We start from the raw sequence: 16,522 nt of genomic DNA, 5'->3' as shown, positions 1-16,522 counted from the left end.
CCTTCTGCAGCGGACCCGGCCGTCTTCCGGTTCCGTGCCACCGGTTCACACGGTGCGCTTGACGAGTTTGCCGTCCGCGCCGATCGCGAACCACTCGCCGTCCAGGCCTTGACCGGTGACGTCTCCGGCGACCGCGTCCCCCACGTAGTAGTAGAGCGGCCAGTCCCCGTACCTGGCCTGCGTGGCGCCCTCGGTCAGCGAGGTCTTGGCGAGCAGCTTCGCCTCGGTGCCCGGTCCCGCCGAGACCTCCGGCGCGGTGAGGGCCGGCCAGACCGCGACGCACTCGGCGTCGCAGTTGCTCGCGCCGGCCTGGTCCTTGGTGAAGCCGTACAGCGTCCGGCCCGCTCCGTCGACCAGGATCGGGCCGAGTGGGGAGTCGGAGACGCGGACGGAGGCGGCGGCCGTCGAGGGCGCCGGCTTCGAGGCCGCGGGTTCCGCGCCGCCGCACGCCGTCAGGGCCAGCGTGGCCAGTACGAGCACGGGTGCGAGGGCGGCGGTACCGGTCTTCAGGGGACGCATCGTCATCTTCCTTCTGCCGTCAGTACGGGATGGGGCTTGGTCGGGTGGCACACGACCCGCTCCCGGCAGATGGTTCAAAGCGAAATCAGAAAATTCCATATTGAACAAGGGGCTTGGGAGATCCGTATGTCCTGTGACCGGCCACCGAAGGCCGGGATCTCAGGGAGGGATCACGCACATGAGCATGACCAAGAAGATGAAGACGCGACTTCTGGCGACCGCGGCCTGCGTGCTCGCGGTGGGAGCCACCACCGTCATCCCCGCGAACGCCGACGCCGGGCACGGCGGACACGGCTCCGCGCCGGGCACCGCCGGGTCGGCCGCCGCGTTCACGACTCCGTCGTCCGGCCGGGCCGTGACGCTCGTGGCGCGGCTCGACGGCGACCAGGAGGTACCGGTCACCGGTGGGCCGGGCGTCGACGACCCGGACGGTGAAGCGGTCGCGCTGGTGCAGGTCAAGGGCGACCGTGTGACGTTCTCGCTGAACTGGAAGGGGCTCGTGCCCAGCCTCGGCCACATCCACGAGGGCGCGGCGGGGCAGAACGGCGCGGTGAAGGTACCCCTCTTCGGCAGTGCGATGCCCTCCACCGTCCACTCCGCCGCCGGCCAGGTGTCCGTCACCGACGCGGCGCTCGCGCAGCGCCTGCAGACCAACCCGGCCGGCTTCTACGTCAACCTGCACAGTGCCGAGTTCCCGGGCGGAGCGGTACGCGGCCAGCTCGGGCCCCTCAACCGCCCCGTCAACCCGCTCTCCATCCTCAAGGGCGGCAAGCTCCGCGCGCTGTCCAACGGAGCCCAGGAAGTACCGAAGACCGACACCTCCAAGGTCGGTGACCCCGACGGCTACGCCGTGACCTTCCTGCAGCCTTCGGGGACGAACCTCGACTACTCGCTGGCGTGGGTCAACATCAAGAGCCCGACGCTGGGGCACATTCACCGCGGACCGTTCGGCAAGAACGGCGACGTGGTCTTCAACCTGCTCGACAAGCCCGTGCCCGACGGGATCTTCGCCGTTTCCGGCCGTCTGGCGGGGCAGAACGCCGACGACGTCCGCCGGGCCCAGGAGAACCCCCGCGACTACTACTCCAACATCCACACCGCGGAGTTCCCCGACGGAGCGGTGCGCGGCCAGCTGTTCCGCTGACCCCGCACGACACCCCTGGCACATCACGACCACCGCCGCCGCCCGCCCCCGGCCGAAGGACGGCCGGGGGCGGGCGGTGACGGGATCGTCAGCGGGTGGGCGCTATGGAAGCACGGAGGTCGGCCAGGTTGTCCACGGAGTTCCGCGTCCAGCCGTGATCCGGCCCGAGGATTCGAGTCCGCTTCTCCACGACCACCTCCATCAGCTCGATCGCCTCGGGGAATTCGCCGACGCCCGCGAGGGTCAGCGCGAGGAGTGACCGGGAGGCCAGGGTGATCTGGTAGTCGGACCCGTAACGCCGCTCGGCTGCCGCGAACGCCTGGCGGGCGGGCGGAAGCGCGGCGGCGGGCCGGCCGGCGTAGAACAGGGCGTTCGCGTAGTTGAGCTGCGCCATCATGGTGATCGTGTGGTCCGGCCCCATGGTGTCGGCGCACTGCCTGATCAGGGCCGGCGCCCCTTCGATCGCCCGCTCCAGGTCCGGACCGCGGAGGAGTTCCAGGATGATGTAGCGCGCCCTGAGTGTCACCGGGTGCAGAGGTCCCAGGACCTCGGTCCAGCCCTCCAGGGATCGTTGCAACAGGGCCGCGCCTTCGGCCTCCCGGCCGTCCGTCCACAGGACGAGCGCCAGGACCGCACAGCTCTCGAGCGTGTCCAGGCCGGTCGGTCCGAACAGCCGCTCGCAGTCGGCGAGGGTCCGCCGCGCGAGGGTCTCCGCTTCCGCGAAGCGGCCGAGGCGGCGCAGTGTCCGCGCCACGCGCTGCCGGAGCCGCACGACCAGCGGGTGGTCGTCGCCCAGTCCTGCCTTCGCCAGGTCCACGGCCCGGACCCCGACCGCCAGCGCGGAGGCGGAATCGCCCGACCGGTGGAGATTGACGGCGAGCCGCAACGCGCACTCCGCCGCCGATTCCACGACCGACCGGTCCACGTCCTGCCGTTCCGACACCCGTCGGAGCAGCGCCAGCACGTGGGGTGCCAGCGGCCGGAACGGGGCCGCCTCGATGCCGCGCTCGGGTGTCTCCGGCAGGACCGCCAGCAACAGCTGGGCGGCCTTGGCGGCAAGGTTCCCGCGCTGCTCCGCGGGGGTACTGCGGGCCACGCTGTCGAGGAGGACCCCGTGGGTCCGCAGGCTGCGCGGAGGGCCCGGCACGAGCTCGGTCAGGGAATGGTCCAGCAGGCCCCGCAGCGCCGGCTCGACGCGCCCGGCCGGGAGGTCCGCGCCCAGGTCGAGACCGGCCAGCACCGAGAGCGGGAGCGGATCGCTCGCCCAGCAGGCCAGCAGGCGGAGCAGGGTCTGGGCCTCGGGCAGGCCCTGGTCGGCGACGGCGTCGAGGGAGAGTTCCCAGGTGCTGCTGACCAGGTGGCGTGCGTCGCCGGCGGTTCCCACGGCTCCCTGGTCGATCAGGTCGATGTCCAGGCGCTGTCCGTACTCGGTCAGCGTCCAGGGGCTGATCACCTGATGCGCGAGGAAGGTGCCGGCGAGGGTGAGGGCGAGCGGCAGCCGGCCCAGCCGGTCGGCGATCTCCTCCGCCTCCTCGGCCGTCCCCGCTCCGGGAGCGAGGTCGCGGAGCACCTGGGCGGCGTCCGCACGCGGCAGTACACCCACCTGGAGCAGTTCCGCTCCGGGCCACCAACGGCTCGAGGCCTGACGGCTCGTGACCAGTACGGCGCCGCGCGGGCTGCTGCGCAGCCAGCCGCCGTCGCGGAGTACGGCGGGGTCGTCGGCGTTGTCGATGACCAGCAGCCAGGGCCGGTCGGACCGGTCCAGGTGGTCCCAGACCAGGTCCGCCGCAGCCCGTAGTCCGCTGCGCGCGGCCATCAACTCGCCCTCTGCGGCGCCGCGGTCGGCGGCGACGGCCAGCATGCCGGAGCGCAGCGAGGTGGTGTCGGAGGCGTTCACCCACAGGCCGATGCGACCCCCGCCCGCGTCCGCGGTCGCGTGCTCGAAGAGCGCGCAGGCGACGGCGGTCTTGCCGCAGCCGCCGAGTCCGTGGAGGACGTGGACCTGGCCGCCCGCGTCCGGGGCGACGGAGGCCCGCAGCGTGTCCATCAGCTCGACGCGGTCGCGGAGTACGAGCGGGGTGCGGCCCAGTGCGGGGCTGCGTACCGTGTCCGGGCCGGACCACGAGGGGGCGTGGTGGTGGTGTTCGACGATGTGCTGGTCGCCGGAGGCCTGGTAGATCCGGCCGTGGCCGCCGGCACGGCCGTCCATGCGTCCGTTCACCTCGGACCGATGTTCATGTTCCGGCCGGCCTGGTAGACGCGGCTGTTCCCCGATGCGGTGGCGTGCTGGGTGATCACGGGCGCGGCGGGCGGCTGCGCCTGGGCCAGCAGGGTGCGCAGCTCGTCGGCCGCCTCCGGGTGCGCGCTCAGCAGCCGCCGGAGCCGGCCCTGCCATTCCGCGGCCAGCTCGGCCGGGGTCTCCTCGTCCCCTTCGTCGCGCGCGCCGAGGAGATCACCCCGTGTCGCTTCGAGTTCGGCCTCCACGGCATCGGCCCGCCCAGGAAGCACGCGCCGCCACAACGCGACCAGTCCCTCACTCGCGCTCTGCCAGGCCTCCGTGGCCAGTGCGGTGACCAACGCCGTCCCCGCGCTTGCCGCCAGCGCGGCGATCTCCGGATCCATCAAACTCCCCCAGTCAAACGGTAATTGTCCCAGCATCACATACCGATTCACTACCGGCTGGAGTCGGACGGCGGCTCACTCCGGAGGAGGAGTCCCGGGTGGGATGTGGGTCCTGGTCGTGGGCGTGCGGGCAGGACCCGGGGCCTCGGACCCGCGGGCGATGTGCCGGACCGGGTCCGCTTCCTAGTCTCGGGGCATCCGCATGATCGATGCGCCCGGCAGGGTGCACAAGGAGGGTTTCCCATGACCGACCGTTCACGTCGGCTTCCGTCCGTTCGCGTCCTCTCGTCCTCAGGGTTACGGCGGGGAATCACGATGGTGGCGGTGATGGCCGCGGCACTGGCCGTGGGCGGCACGCTCCCCGCGGCGGCGCAGACCCACGGCTCGGGTGATCCGGTGCGGCAGGGACTGGAGCGTCTGGTGCGCGACGACCGGTACCCCGCCGCCCTGGCGGCCACCGTCGACCGTGACGGGCGCACCCGCAACTACACCGCCGGTGTCTCGGACTTGCGGACCGGGGCGAAGGTTCCGGTCGACGGGCAGGTGCGGGCCGGGAGCAACACCAAGGCCTTCACCGCCACGGTCGTACTGCAGCTGGTCGGCGAGGGCAGGATCGCCCTCGATGCCCCGATCGAGGAGTACCTGCCGGACCTGGTCCGGGGCGAGGGCATCGACGGCCGCCGCATCACGGTGCGCCAGCTGCTCCAGCACACCAGCGGACTGCCCAACTACACCGATTTCATGGTCGCCGACTACGTCGGTGAAAGGCGCCACACCTACTACCAGCCCCGCGCCCTGCTCGACGTGGCGCTGGCCCACAAGGCGCTCTTCGCACCCGGGAACGGCTGGTCGTACAGCAACACCAACTACGTCCTGGCCGGTCTGCTCGTCGAGAAGGTCACCGGCCGCCCGCTGGCCGAGCAGATCACCCACCGCGTCATCGACCGCATCGGACTGCGCCACACCTACTTCCCCGGCGTGGGTGACGAGGGCATCCGGGAAGCCCACCCCCAGGGCTACCACGCGGCGAAGCCCGGAGGTCCGCTGGAGGACATCACACGCCTGGACCCCTCCTGGGGATGGGCCGCCGGGCAACTGATCTCCACCCCGGGCGACTTGAACCGCTTCTTCGCCGCCCTCGTCGGCGGCAGGCTCCTGGGGCCCGCGGAGCTCGCCCAGATGCGCACCACCGTGGAGGTGCCCGACGACACCGGGCTGGGGACCGGTGTCCGGTTCGGGCTGGGAGTGACCAGTACCCCGCTGAGCTGCGGCGGCCTGGCGTGGGGCCACGGCGGTGACATCCCCGGCTACTCCACGCGCAACGCGGTCACCGATGACGGGCGCGCCGCCGCGGTGGCCGTCACCGCCGTCGGAGCGCCCACGGGACAGCACGTCGACAACGCCCAGGCCCTCGTCGACACCGCCTTGTGCAGGTGACGGCCGCCGCGTGGGACATGGCTACGTCAGCCTGCACGGGCCCTCGAAGCCCGCGAGCTTTCCGGAGAGGCGGACGACGCGGCCCAGCCCGCGGGGAAGCACGCGGGCGCGCATGGTGACCACGGCGTCGACGGCGGTTCCGGCGGGGGCCTGCACCAGCAGCCGCAACTCCTCGTTGACGTGCAGGAATTCGCGGTCGGAGGCGTGGAAGTCCCAGTAGGCGGTGGTGAATCCGATGCCCGAGGACGTGATGCGCGGGCAGTAGACGGTGCGCCGTCTGATCAGCTGGGGCGTGAGGTCGGCGCCGAGGGCGGCGCCGGCCGCGCTGAAGCTGAGGCCCGCTCCCAGGCTGGTCTCGATCTCGATGGGCTCCTCGCCCTCCACCAGGGTGGGCGACATGTCCGCGATGGTGGCGCCCGGCGAGGGAGAGAGGTCGAGCACCAGCCGCGACCAGCGCACCGTGCATTCGGGGTGGGTCTGGACGACGCAGATCAGCGGGATGTCGTATCCCTGGACGGCCGGGTCCCCGGTCTCGACGACCGTGACCTCGCCGCGGGCCAGGCCGATCCGGGTCTCGCGCCGCAGCAGGCTGACGGTCGCCTCGTCGACCCGCTGATAGGCCCGGTCGGGCTCGTCCTCCTCGACCGTCGGGGCCACCAGGCCGACCAGGTCGAAGCCCGGCGGCAGTTGTTCCGACAGTTCGGCGGATTCAGCGGTGTCCGGCATGCGGCGCTCCCTTTCCTGTGGGGTGGGGGGCACGCCATTCGCCGAGGAGGCAGAAGGCGGCCCATCGGTCCAGCCGGTCTCCGCCGGGACGGTCGCGCGCCGCCAGCATCGCGGTGCGCAGGGCCTGGTCCGGCCGTTCGCCGGACAGGGTGAGGTCGTGGAAGTCGCCCATGATCGAGGCGGTCGCCGCATCGGGGACCCGCCACAGGCTCATGATCAGTGACCGTACTCCGGCGAACAGGAGGGCCCGGCTCAGGCCCAGCGTCTCGTCGGTGCGGCCGGTGCGGCCCAGCCCCGTCTCGCAGGCGGAGAGCACTGCCAGCCGGACCCCGTGCCAGTTCTGCCGGAGTATGTCGTGGCCGGTGAGCACGCCGTCGGCGAGGAGCAGGCCGGAGGCGAGCGGATCGTCGTCCTGGAACGAGGCGTGGCAGGCGGCGTGCAGGATCTCCGCGCCGGCCATGTCACGCAGGACCCGCTGCCTGGTGGCCGCCTCGCCGATCAGGGGATCGGTCCCCAGGCGCGCACCGAGCAGCCGCGCCTCGGAGCGGGCGTGGGGCAGGTCCCCGCCGGGGTCTCCCAGTACGACGGCTCCCCTGCCGTTGCCCGCCGTGCGGTGGCCGAGCGTACGGAGCAGGGACACGCTGGGCAGGTAGCCGACGGGGTTGCGGTCCAGGAGCGTGGCGCCGCCGTCCGGTGACAGGGCGTGGAACGGTACGTTGTGCAGGGCGCCCGTCGGGCAGATCAGCACGGTGTCCCCTGGGGCGGTCAGCCCCTTCAGCGGGGCCACGAGAGGGCTCAGCACCTGCTGGAAGAGCCCCGGCATGTCGATGGCCATCTCGCGGACCCGGCCCGCGCTGCCGAGGTTGTCCGCGATGAAGCGGAGCATCCGCTCGCCGTCCGCGTCGATCCCGGTGACGGCGAGCCCGTGGCGGGGGTCGAGCGTGAACAGCACGGTGCGGCCGTCGCCGAGCTGCGCGTACGAGGCCACCACGACCCGCTCACCCGCGAGTTCCTCGAGGACGGCGCCCGGTGCTGTCACCGTCGCGCGGCGGATGGCGACGTACTCCTCGGCCGCCGGGCAGCGCTCGGCGATGGCGGTCCACACGGCTGCCAGCTTCCGCCCGATGTCGTGGTGCAGGGCCCAGTCGGTGTGCGGGGCCTGTTCCACGGCGGTCCGCTCGCGCAGCAAGGCGGCTTCCCTGGCCAGCAGTTCACCCGGCACTCCGGTGGGCGCGCGGAGTTCGGCCGTGCTCATGGCATCGAGCAGGGACCGTGCCCGCAGCCGCTCGGAGACCGTGAACGCGGCCTCCGTGCTGCCGTAGCCGTCGACCCGGTAGCGGGTGAGCAGTTCGTACACGTCGGCGCGCTCGTCCTGGATCCGGCGCCGCAGCGCCGGGTCGGTCTGCTGGGCCCGCACCAGGTCGGCCAGGTCGACGCCGAGTTCGAGAACGGCCGCGGCGGTCTCGGGCTCCCCGGTGTCCCAGGCGGCGCGGGCCATCGGGCCGATGACCGCCCAGGCCCGTTCGGGGTGCTCGATGCGCACCGGCTCGCCGGGCACCCGGCGCGGCCGCCACAGCAGCGGGTCACCGTCCCGGCCGGGCACGCCGGACAGGTGCAGGACGTGCTCGTACGCCTCGAGGGGATCACCCAGGGCGGGGCGCTTGCCCAGGATCCCGGCGGTGACCCTCCAGTCGGCCGACAGCCGGTCGGCGTTGCCCGCGTTGCACGCCCGGGCCTCGGCGATGTGCTGGAGCGCGGTGCGCTCGAGGCCCAGCTCGGAGAGGGCCTTCGCGCGGGAGTGGTGGACGAACGCGAGGATCTGCTTGACCGTTGACCACGCCGCTTCACGCTGGGCGAGCGGGAGCGCCAGGTCCAGGAAGCGGAAGGCCCGGTCGGCGTCACCCTCCCGCAGGCTGACCACCGATTCGTAGATCATCCGCAGGATCCGCTCCTGGTCGGAGCGCGGGCCCTCCTCGCGCCATTCGTCCGCCTGCCTGCGATGGCCTGCCGCGGCCTCCTGCGCGCCGCAGCGCTCGGCCGCCCCGGCCAGCCGCTGGTAGAGCTCGACTCTGGGGTTCCCTTCCTCCATGTACCCGCCGAGCATGCCCTCGAGCGGCCGCCCGACGCGCTCCCGTTCGACACGGTCGGTCTCCAGCCAGGTTTCGGCCCGGCGCAGGACCGCGTAGGCCTCGTCGTACCGCCCGAGGTCTCCCAGGATGGACGCCACGTGCTCCAGGGCGGTGGTGACGAGCAGGGCCTTGCCCGCCCCTTCCGCCGTGTCCCCGCCCCATTGGCTCTCCAAGGACTCCGCGATCTGCGCCTGGCGTTGGGCCATCAGCAGTGCCCGGCGGGTGTTCCCGGCCTTCGCGCTCCACTGCCAGGCCAGTGACCACAGCCCCGTGTAGACGTAACCGAAGTGCTCCGGGAGCCACCTGTCCTGCCAGCGTGCGAAGGCCTCGTCGTCTTCGAGACTGTCCAGCAGCTCCGGGATGGACGGGTCCTTCTCCCTCATGACCGCTTCGAGCTTCTCGGGCACGTGCGCCAGAACTCCCGAGGCCGACAACCGCTCGAACGCCGGGTCGCGTTGGGGCTCCTCCGGGGGCGGGGCCGCGTTCCTCCGCGGTCGTGCCGGCCGGGCCACGGGTTCCGGTACGGGTTCGGGTGCCCGGGCGGGTCCGGGGATCGGTTCGGCGGCTACGGGTGCCTGCGCGGGCCCGGGTGCCGGTGCCGGCCCGGGCGGCGGTGCGGGTTCGAAGACCGGTGCGGGCTCGGGTAACGGTACGGCCAAGGCCGCGGACGCGGGCGCGGGTTCCGCTGCGGGCGGGAGCCGCGCCAGCCCCTGCCGGGCGCCGCCGTAGCCGGGATCCATGGCCAGGGCCCGCTGATAGCAGGCGCGGGCGCGTTCCACCGTCGTCGGCTCCGCGGCGAGCGTATCACCCAGGAACCGCCAGGCCATCGGCGTCTCCTCGGTCGCCAAGGACTCCTCGAAGTAGACGCGGGCGACGGACTTCTCCTGCCGCGCGTAGTGCACGTCTCCCAGCCACAGCAGGGCCATGGCGCTGTCCGGATCGAGCTCACGTGCCTGCCGGTAGCAGGCCTCCGCCTGCGTCAGCTCGCGGCGCTGGAAGTGCTCGTCCCCTCGCCTCAGGATCTCGTCCACGTCGGCACGGTCCGCTGCCGCCGCCGGCGCGTCCGGCGTGTCCGGCGCGTCCGGCGCGTCCGGCGCCACTCCGAGCAGGCCGGCGACCTCGGCGCCCATCGCGGGGTCCCGCTCGGCGAGGCCGGCCAGCATCTCACCGCCGTTCGGGCTGCCCCCGTAGAGCGCCGCGAGGAGGTGCGCCTGCATCTGGGAACGCGACAGCGAGGCGGCACCGGGATCGATGGTGAGCGTGCCGTCCTCGAACCGGGCCAGCAGCCGGGCCGGGGCCGGCTGCTGGGCGAGCCGGCTGCGCACGGCCGTCGGCAGCATCTCGATCATTCCGGCGTCCCCGCGGATCCGGGCCAGATGGGCGTCCCACACCGCGTATTCGGGAGAACCGAGGTCGCGCAGAATGCCCACGAGCACGGTCAGCACCGCCTCGTCCTCCGGAACGGGCGGTTCCGACAGGTGGGCGCGCAGCACGGGGACGGCCTGCTCTCCCCTGCCCGCACTGTCGTAGGCCAGCGCGAGCCGGACCGCCGTGGACCTGTCCCCGGGCCGCGCCGCGTACAGGGGCTCCAGGACCTCGACCGCGAGCGCCGGTCTGCCCACGTCGTAGTAGAGCCGTCCCAGCGCCCCCCGGAACAGGGCGAACCGGGGGTGGGCCGCGAACGCCTCGTCCAGCACGCGCGCGCGGTCCGCGACCCGGCCGTCCTCTTCGGCCACGGACCGCGCGAGTCCGGGGAGCAGGGCCCGGACCAGTTCCTCCGGGCCGCCGTCGCGGTGCTGGTACAGCCAGCGCTCCAGGCGGCGCCGCGCCGAGGCCCGCCCCGCGCTCGCCCACCAACGGCTTGCGGCCTCCCGCGCCGAGACCCTGGCCCGCGTCGCCCGGCGCACCTCCTCGAGGGCAGGGCCCGGTGCCAGGCCCTCCAGCGGTTCCAGCGCCCGGTCCACGGCGCCTTGGAGGTCATCGGCCGCCGGGACGCTCTCCGCGGTGGCGAGCATCCCGATGCGCCCGAGAGCCACCGCGATCGGGTGCCCTGCGGCGCTGCCCCGGTGGTCGGCCCGGGCGAACTGCCGGTGCGCCTCCTCGCTGTCCCGGGCCCGGTCGGCGGCGATCCCCCGCAGGACATGGGCTTCGCTCTGTATGCGGTCGCCCGTTTCGAGGGCGTCGCGGCCTTCGCCCGACGCCGCGAGGCCCATCCCGACGGCCGCCAGGACCTCCGCCATCGCCCCGGCCGTCTCGGCGTCGTGCCAGCCGACGCCCGCACCGGCCGCCAGCGCGACCAGGTCCGCGGAGAGCGGCTCATGCCGCGGCCCGCCCTCCCCGTCGATGGTGCGCAGGAGTTCTTCGGCAGGCAGCGCGCCCAGCCTGCGGATGCGCTCCCCCGCCGCCACCGGATCCCTCGGCTCCGGCCACGTGAACGTGTCGGCCCTCAGCGAGCCCCAGAGTTTGAGCAGTGCCCAACCGAACATGACCGCGCCGCCCCCCGCACCTCTGCGTCATGCGTGCATGTGCCACCTGTTGTGAACCGTACGTCACACCACCCCCGTCCAACGTCCTTTCCTCCCTACTCGGTTCCCTCAGGCGGCCGTCAGGAGGGTGCGCAGGGTGGTGCGGTCGGTCTTGCCGTTGGCGTTGAGCGGGAGGGCGTCGAGCACGGTGAGGGTGGCGGGGACCATGTAGCCGGGCAGGCGGGCGCGCAGGGCTTCGGTGAGGGCGGCGGCGTGGGCGGGCCCGGGGCCGGAGCAGGCGGCGGCGAGTTCGGTGCCGCCGCCGGCGTTCGCCACGGCGATGACGGCCGCCTCGGTGACGCCGGCCTGTTCGCGCAGGGCGGCCTCGACCTCGCCGAGTTCCACGCGGTAGCCGTTGACCTGGACCTGCTGGTCGAGCCGGCCCTGGTGCAGGTAGCCGCCGTCGGGCAGGGCGGTGACCCGGTCTCCGGTGCGGTACCAGTGGTCGTCGCCGAGCTCGGTCGCCGGGTCCCAGGGGGCGCCGTCGGGGGCGAGGAAGCGGCCGGCGTTGTCGGCGGGGTCCAGGTACCCGGGGAAGCGCTGGGGTCCGCGCAGGCACAGTTCGCCGTCCCGTACGAGCGCCTCCAGGCCGGGGTAGGGGCGGCCGATCGGGACGGTGCCGTTGGAGGTGCGCGGCCAGTCGCCGGACTCCCGGGGCAGGTGGTGGGAGGTGCAGGTGACGGTCAGTTCGGTCGGGCCGTACGCGTTCTCCACGGTGCTCTGCGGGGCGGCCAGCCGCCAGGCCTCCGCCTGTTGCAGGGTCAGCGGTTCGCCGCAGAACACGCTGCGGCGCAGGGCCGGGAGGCTGTCCGGCCGCAGCTGGCGCAGCCGGCGGGCGAGCGAGACGAGCGAGGGTACCGAGTTCCAGTGGGTGAGCTCGCGCCGGGCGGCGAACCGGACCGGCGTCATCAGTTCGGCGCGGTCGGGGACGACGAGGGTGGCGCCGGAGCCCCAGGCACAGAACATGTCGAAGACGGAGGGGTCGAAGGTGAGGTCGAAGGTCTGGGAGAGCCGCGCGCCGGGGCCCGCGTCGTGCGCGGGGACGACCTGTCGCAGGAAAGCGTCGGCGTTGCGCTGGAGGACGGGGACGCCCTTGGGCACGCCGGTGGAGCCGGAGGTGAACAGGATGTAGGCGAGGTCGCCGGGTCCGCCGGGGACCGGCGGCGGTGCGGAGCCCGCGTCGAGGGCGTCGAGGGCGGTGTCGGTCAGCCGCAGTACGGGAGCGGGCAGGGTGAGGCCGGGCGCGGCGTGTTCGTCGGCGAGTACGGCGTCCAGGGCGGCGGCGCGGGCCACGGTGACGTGCCGGGCGTGCGGGAAGGCCGGGCCGAGCGGCACCACGGCGGCGCCCAGACGCTGGACGGCGAGGTACCCGGCGTACGCGACGAGCGTGCGCCCGGCGAGCAGGCCCACCCGGCGGGGGGCTCGGCCGCCGAGGTGCTCGAGGAGGGCGGCGGCGATCCGGCCGGCGAGGTCGTCGAGTTCGGCGTAGCTGACGACGCGTCCGGCGGCCTCGAGAGCGGGCAGCGGGCCGTGGGCCGCCGCCGAGGCGGCGAACCAGTCGTGCAGGGTCCGGTGTCCGGCGGGTGTGGTCATGGTGTCACTCATGGTGTCTCTGCTCCGGGTGCGAGGCGGGCGAGGATGTGATCGGCGGAGTCGGCGAGCGTCCCGAGGACGACCTCGGTGGCGCCGCCGCCGATACCGAACAGCGCCGCCTGCGCCCGGGTCTGCTGGAGGGATCCGTCGGCGAATCCGGCGGCTCCCCACCACTGCGCGCAGTCGGTGAGGACCTGGCCGACGGTGGCGCCGGCCGCGGCCTTGAGGGTGGCGGCCGCGGTCGTGTCGTGGCGGCGGGCCACGGGTTCCGCGAGCTGCTCGCACAGGGCGTGCAGTTCCTGGGTGCGGACCAGGCAGGCGGCGAAGCGCTGCCGGATCGCCTCGTTGTCCCACAGGGTGGCCTCGCCGTGGGCGCGCCCGGCCAGGTGGCGGCGGGTGTCGGCCAGGACGCGCCGGCACAGGGCGACGCCCCACAGGGCGCCGGCCAGCCGCTCGGTGGCGATGTGCCGGGCGAAGGAGGGCAGGCCCATGCCCACCCGGTCCACGAGGTGACCGGCGGTCAGGCGTACGCCGTCGAAGCGGACGTGTCCGGTGCCGGAGGCCGCGTAGAGGGCGGATTCGGCGGGGCGGACGTGGACACCGGGGGCATCGGACGGGACGAGCACCCAGGTGAAGGAGGTGAAGTGGCGGCCGGGCCGCAGCCGGGCCAGTACGAGGAACCAGGCGGCGGTGGTGGCGTTGGCGATCCACTGCTTCTCGCCGGTGACCTCGGCGGTGTCCCCGTCGAGGTGGACGGCCGTGCGCAGGCCCGTGAGGTCGGTGCCCGCGGTGACGTCGGTGGCGGCGAGGGCGGTGGTGACCCGTCCGGCGAGGGCGTCCTTCAGCGCCTGGCGGGCCGTGGTGGTGGTGCCGGTGGCCAGGACCGGCAGGGTGGTGGCGAGCGGGACGCTCACCGAGAGGGTGGCGGGGATGCCGAAGCGGGCGTCGGTGGCGGCCAGCAGCCGGGCGAGGGCGGCGGGTCGCAGCCCTCGGCGGGGGTCGCCGTCCCGGTAGCAGGCGGTCAGGTGCCCTGCGGCGCCGAGGGCCGACCAGACCTCGGCGCCGGAGGCCTCGGGAGGCAGGGCCTCCACGGTGCTGCCCAGCGTGCCGCCCGATGTGCTGCCCAACGTGCTGTCCGACGTGTGCGTGCGGAGGTCAGACAAGGCGCACCCCCGTGTCGCGCAGGGCGAGGCGGCCGTCGGCGAGGTGGAGCCGGTCGTTGCTGTAGTTGAGGGCGGCGGACCGCAGGTCGCGCAGGGCCTGTTCGAGGCGGGTCGGCGAGTCCTTGAGGTAGCCGTGGCGCAGGCCGACCGCGGTCACCAGGTCGTCAACGGCGGCGTGGCACTGCTCGGCCGCGGTGATCTTCAGGGCGTTGAGCAGCAACTGGCCGCTGGGGGTGTGCAGTTCGGTGCCCTCCTCGACCACGGCGAGGGTGTGGCGGAGCAGGGCGTGGACGGTGTCCACCCGCTGCCGGGCCCGGGACAGCCGGGTGAGCAGCAGTTCGGAGCCGATGTCGAAGCGGCCGCGGCTCTCCGGGCCGCGCAGCAGCCGCAGGACGCGGGACAGGGCGCCGGCGGCCGTGCCGAGCCAGGCCGCGGACCAGCCGACGTGCGCGTACGGGGCGAAGATCTCGCCGGCGATGCGGGAGAAGTCGCCGTGGGCGCCGACGACCTGGTGGCCGGGGACGCTGCCGGTGAGGCGGAGCGGCACGCTGTGGCTGGCCCGCATGCCGAGCGGCTGCCAGTCGCCGTCGCCGCTGATCTCGAGCTGGTCGCGGTCGGCGTAGACGAGGGAGACCTGGTGGCCGGAGTTGGCACCGGGGCTGCGCATCGTGACGAGGAAGCCGTCGGCGTGGGCGCCTCCGGTGACCACGGGCGCGAACCGGTCGATCTCCAGGCGGCCCTGCTGCTCGGCCAGGGCCGCCTCGGCGGTGAGGAGGTGGCCGCCCTTGCCCGCCTCGGTGGTCACGGAGGCGAGGTAGATCTCGCCGGCCGCGAGCCGGGGCAACAGGGCGGAGCGCAGCGGCTCGTGGGCGTGGCGCACCAGTGCCTCGGCCTGCTGGCAGTGCATGGCGAAGATCATGGCCACGGACAGGTCGGCGCGGCCGAGCTTCTCGGTCACCTCGACGACGTCGCGGAGGGTGCCGCCCGGGCCGCCGTGTTCGGTGGGGACGAGCAGGCCGAGCAGGCGGGTGCGGCGCAGGGCCGCGAGTGCCTCGACGGGGAAGGCCGCGTCCCGGTCGGTGCGGGCCGCGTGCTCGGCGGCGACTGAGGCGACCTCTTCGGCGGCCTCCGACGTGGTACGGGCGGTGGTCACGGCCGTGGTCATGCGGCCACCTGGCCCGGGGAGCTCTGGCCAGGGGAGCTCTGGCCCGGCGAGATCTGGGCGGCGACGGCCTGCCACAGGCTGCCGGCGGTCGCGAAGGTCTCGTCGTTGAGGTCGGTGTCGGGCAGCGAGATCCCGAAGGTGTCCTCGAGGGTGAACAGCAGCTCGATCGCGCCCATGGAGTCGATGCCGAGGGCGCGCAGGTCGGTCTCGGGGGTGATGGCCGCGCCGGTGGCGCCGTCGGCGGAGGGGCGGAGGATCTCGATGAAACGGGGGTCCATGGGAAGGGTCCTTTCCTCGGGTGGGAAGTGGGTACGGGAACGGGCGGCGGCCCGCGCGTGTGTCATGCGGCCGGGGCGGCGGCCCAGGGGCGGGAGGCGATCTGGCAGAGGTCGTCGACGCGGCGCAGGTTCTCCGGGATCAGGTCGTCGGCGTCGAGTTCGACCTCGAGCTCCCGCTCCACCCGTTCGATCAGCTCGACGAGCCGGAAGGAGCTGAACGTCTGGAAGGCGGTGAACTCGGCTCCGTCGAGGAGCCGTTGGCGGGGTGCGTCGAGCACGGAGGCGGCGATGGCGGCGACGGCGGCCCGCAGCTCCGGGTCCGGCGCGGCCTGCGGCGCGGGCGTGGCGAACGCGGCGGCGTCGGCGGCGAGGGCCGCCGCGAGCCGGTCCAGTACGCCGGGCGGTTCGGTCCGGCCGCGTGCCACCCTGCGGTGGGCGAGGTAGGACTGTTCCACGACCAGGTCCCAGCTCCGCAGGTGCTCGGTGTCCACGGGCAGGGACAGCCGGGCGCGCCAACGGGCGTGCAGGGCGCGGGCCCGGGCCAGCAGCCAGGTCTCGGCGGAGAGTTGTTCGAGGGCGGCGGCCCGGTCGGGGTGGTCCGCGTAGGCGGCGAGGTAGGGGGCGGGGTCGCCGCCGTCGTACTCGGGTCGCGGTGCGGTGGCGTCGAGGAGCCGCGGCGCCCACTCGATGACCTCGGCGTGCTCGATGCCGGCGAGGGCGTCGGCGCCGAACTGCCAGTGACCGGGGGCCGCGGGGCCCCACGGGGTGTCGGTGCGGTAGCCGTCGGCGACGTGGAAGCCGTCGGGGCCCGGCGCGAGGAGGAAGCTGTGGTCCATGTGGCGGCGGCCGTGGTAGGGAAGCCAGGGCATCGCGTGGGCGTCGGCGACGACGTAGTGGGTGGTGCCCCGGGCCCGTACGGCGGCCAACAGCTCCGCTCCGGTGAGCCGCGTACGGCTGCGGACCTTCAGGCCCAGCAGCTGTTCGGCCTCGGCGATCCGGTGGTCGAGCGGCGGGTCGACGGTGGGCAGTCCGTTCGGTCCGGGGCGGGAGTGCCAGCGCAGGGCGGCCCCGAGCCGCAGGTGGGTGTCCGGGCCGTGGTGGTGGTCGGCGAGCACGGCCAGGTTGACCTGGATGCAGTCGAGCAGTTCGGTGTGCACGGAGCCGAGCGCGTGGCGTTCGGGCAGCGGCGCCGACGCCGGGTGGTCGTTCATCTGGTTCTCC

The 16,522-nt window shown here is 73.8% G+C and carries 12 protein-coding genes; 2 read left to right on the top strand and 10 right to left on the bottom strand.

Going from position 1 to position 16,522, the window contains the following annotated elements:
- Nucleotides 1-45: 45 nt before the first annotated feature.
- Entirely contained in the window at nucleotides 46-519 is a 474-nt protein-coding gene (locus OHA89_RS34555; RefSeq protein ID WP_266611792.1) for a hypothetical protein, read from the bottom strand.
- A 178-nt stretch (nucleotides 520-697) separates the two neighbouring features.
- Here OHA89_RS34555 and OHA89_RS34550 point away from each other — a divergent pair, with 178 nt between their 5' ends.
- On the top strand, nucleotides 698-1,663 hold the full coding sequence (locus OHA89_RS34550) for a CHRD domain-containing protein (protein WP_266611790.1): 966 nt from the start codon (nucleotides 698-700) through the stop codon (nucleotides 1,661-1,663).
- Between the two features lie 88 nt (nucleotides 1,664-1,751).
- Here the strand turns inward: OHA89_RS34550 and OHA89_RS34545 are convergent, their stop codons facing one another.
- Nucleotides 1,752-3,872: a tetratricopeptide repeat protein gene (locus OHA89_RS34545; protein ID WP_406367866.1), complete on the bottom strand. Its 2,121-nt coding sequence runs from the start codon at nucleotides 3,870-3,872 to the stop codon at nucleotides 1,752-1,754.
- An 8-nt stretch (nucleotides 3,873-3,880) separates the two neighbouring features.
- Nucleotides 3,881-4,285 carry a hypothetical protein gene (locus tag OHA89_RS34540; protein ID WP_215150318.1) on the bottom strand — a complete coding sequence of 135 codons (405 nt, stop codon included), beginning with the start codon at nucleotides 4,283-4,285 and terminating at the stop codon, nucleotides 3,881-3,883.
- 327 nt (nucleotides 4,286-4,612) lie between these two features.
- Here OHA89_RS34540 and OHA89_RS34535 point away from each other — a divergent pair, with 327 nt between their 5' ends.
- Nucleotides 4,613-5,722 (top strand): serine hydrolase domain-containing protein, encoded by a 1,110-nt coding sequence (locus OHA89_RS34535; protein WP_406367865.1) that lies wholly within the window; start codon nucleotides 4,613-4,615, stop codon nucleotides 5,720-5,722.
- 21 nt (nucleotides 5,723-5,743) lie between these two features.
- On the opposite strand, the gene OHA89_RS34530 is transcribed toward OHA89_RS34535, so the two are convergent.
- The 7 genes from OHA89_RS34530 to OHA89_RS34500 all read right to left on the bottom strand — a co-directional run bounded on the left by OHA89_RS34530 (nucleotide 5,744) and on the right by OHA89_RS34500 (nucleotide 16,512).
- A complete protein-coding gene (locus OHA89_RS34530; protein WP_266611785.1) occupies nucleotides 5,744-6,448 on the bottom strand; it encodes a hypothetical protein in 705 nt (234 codons plus the stop codon).
- Nucleotides 6,432-11,063, bottom strand: a complete 4,632-nt coding sequence (locus OHA89_RS34525; RefSeq protein ID WP_406367864.1) for a CHAT domain-containing protein — start codon at nucleotides 11,061-11,063, stop codon at nucleotides 6,432-6,434. The genes OHA89_RS34530 and OHA89_RS34525 overlap by 17 nt, the downstream gene beginning before the upstream one ends.
- A 108-nt stretch (nucleotides 11,064-11,171) precedes the next feature.
- Nucleotides 11,172-12,707, bottom strand: coding sequence for an AMP-binding protein (locus OHA89_RS34520; RefSeq protein WP_266611782.1), 1,536 nt, complete (start codon nucleotides 12,705-12,707; stop codon nucleotides 11,172-11,174).
- Nucleotides 12,704-13,822: an acyl-CoA dehydrogenase family protein gene (locus OHA89_RS34515; protein WP_266611780.1), complete on the bottom strand. Its 1,119-nt coding sequence runs from the start codon at nucleotides 13,820-13,822 to the stop codon at nucleotides 12,704-12,706. The genes OHA89_RS34520 and OHA89_RS34515 overlap by 4 nt, the downstream gene beginning before the upstream one ends.
- Before the next feature lie 28 nt (nucleotides 13,823-13,850).
- Nucleotides 13,851-15,023, bottom strand: a complete 1,173-nt coding sequence (locus OHA89_RS34510; RefSeq protein ID WP_406367863.1) for an acyl-CoA dehydrogenase family protein — start codon at nucleotides 15,021-15,023, stop codon at nucleotides 13,851-13,853.
- Complete coding sequence (locus tag OHA89_RS34505) at nucleotides 15,020-15,301, bottom strand: acyl carrier protein (protein ID WP_215150329.1); 282 nt, start codon at nucleotides 15,299-15,301, stop codon at nucleotides 15,020-15,022. Before OHA89_RS34505 ends, OHA89_RS34510 begins: the two co-directional genes overlap by 4 nt.
- Nucleotides 15,302-15,363: 62 nt before the next feature.
- Nucleotides 15,364-16,512 carry a hypothetical protein gene (locus OHA89_RS34500; protein WP_406367862.1) on the bottom strand — a complete coding sequence of 383 codons (1,149 nt, stop codon included), beginning with the start codon at nucleotides 16,510-16,512 and terminating at the stop codon, nucleotides 15,364-15,366.
- Nucleotides 16,513-16,522: the final 10 nt, after the last annotated feature.

The sequence above is a fragment of the Streptomyces sp. NBC_01546 genome (genome assembly GCF_045208355.1).
Lineage (GTDB): Bacteria > Actinomycetota > Actinomycetes > Streptomycetales > Streptomycetaceae > Streptomyces.
This window is presented reverse-complemented; position numbering and strand designations above follow the sequence as displayed.

Excerpts from the sequence above, each read along its gene's own strand:
- OHA89_RS34555 (WP_266611792.1), bottom strand. The coding sequence starts at position 519 with ATGCGTCCCCTGAAGACCGGTACCGCCGCCCTCGCACCCGTGCTCGTA.
- OHA89_RS34550 (WP_266611790.1), top strand. The coding sequence starts at position 698 with ATGAGCATGACCAAGAAGATGAAGACGCGACTTCTGGCGACCGCGGCC.
- OHA89_RS34545 (WP_406367866.1), bottom strand. The coding sequence starts at position 3,872 with ATGGACGGCCGTGCCGGCGGCCACGGCCGGATCTACCAGGCCTCCGGC.
- OHA89_RS34540 (WP_215150318.1), bottom strand. The coding sequence starts at position 4,285 with ATGGATCCGGAGATCGCCGCGCTGGCGGCAAGCGCGGGGACGGCGTTG.
- OHA89_RS34535 (WP_406367865.1), top strand. The coding sequence starts at position 4,613 with ATGGCCGCGGCACTGGCCGTGGGCGGCACGCTCCCCGCGGCGGCGCAG.
- OHA89_RS34530 (WP_266611785.1), bottom strand. The coding sequence starts at position 6,448 with ATGCCGGACACCGCTGAATCCGCCGAACTGTCGGAACAACTGCCGCCG.
- OHA89_RS34525 (WP_406367864.1), bottom strand. The coding sequence starts at position 11,063 with ATGTTCGGTTGGGCACTGCTCAAACTCTGGGGCTCGCTGAGGGCCGAC.
- OHA89_RS34520 (WP_266611782.1), bottom strand. The coding sequence starts at position 12,707 with ATGAGTGACACCATGACCACACCCGCCGGACACCGGACCCTGCACGAC.
- OHA89_RS34510 (WP_406367863.1), bottom strand. The coding sequence starts at position 15,023 with ATGACCACGGCCGTGACCACCGCCCGTACCACGTCGGAGGCCGCCGAA.
- OHA89_RS34505 (WP_215150329.1), bottom strand. The coding sequence starts at position 15,301 with ATGGACCCCCGTTTCATCGAGATCCTCCGCCCCTCCGCCGACGGCGCC.
- OHA89_RS34500 (WP_406367862.1), bottom strand. The coding sequence starts at position 16,512 with ATGAACGACCACCCGGCGTCGGCGCCGCTGCCCGAACGCCACGCGCTC.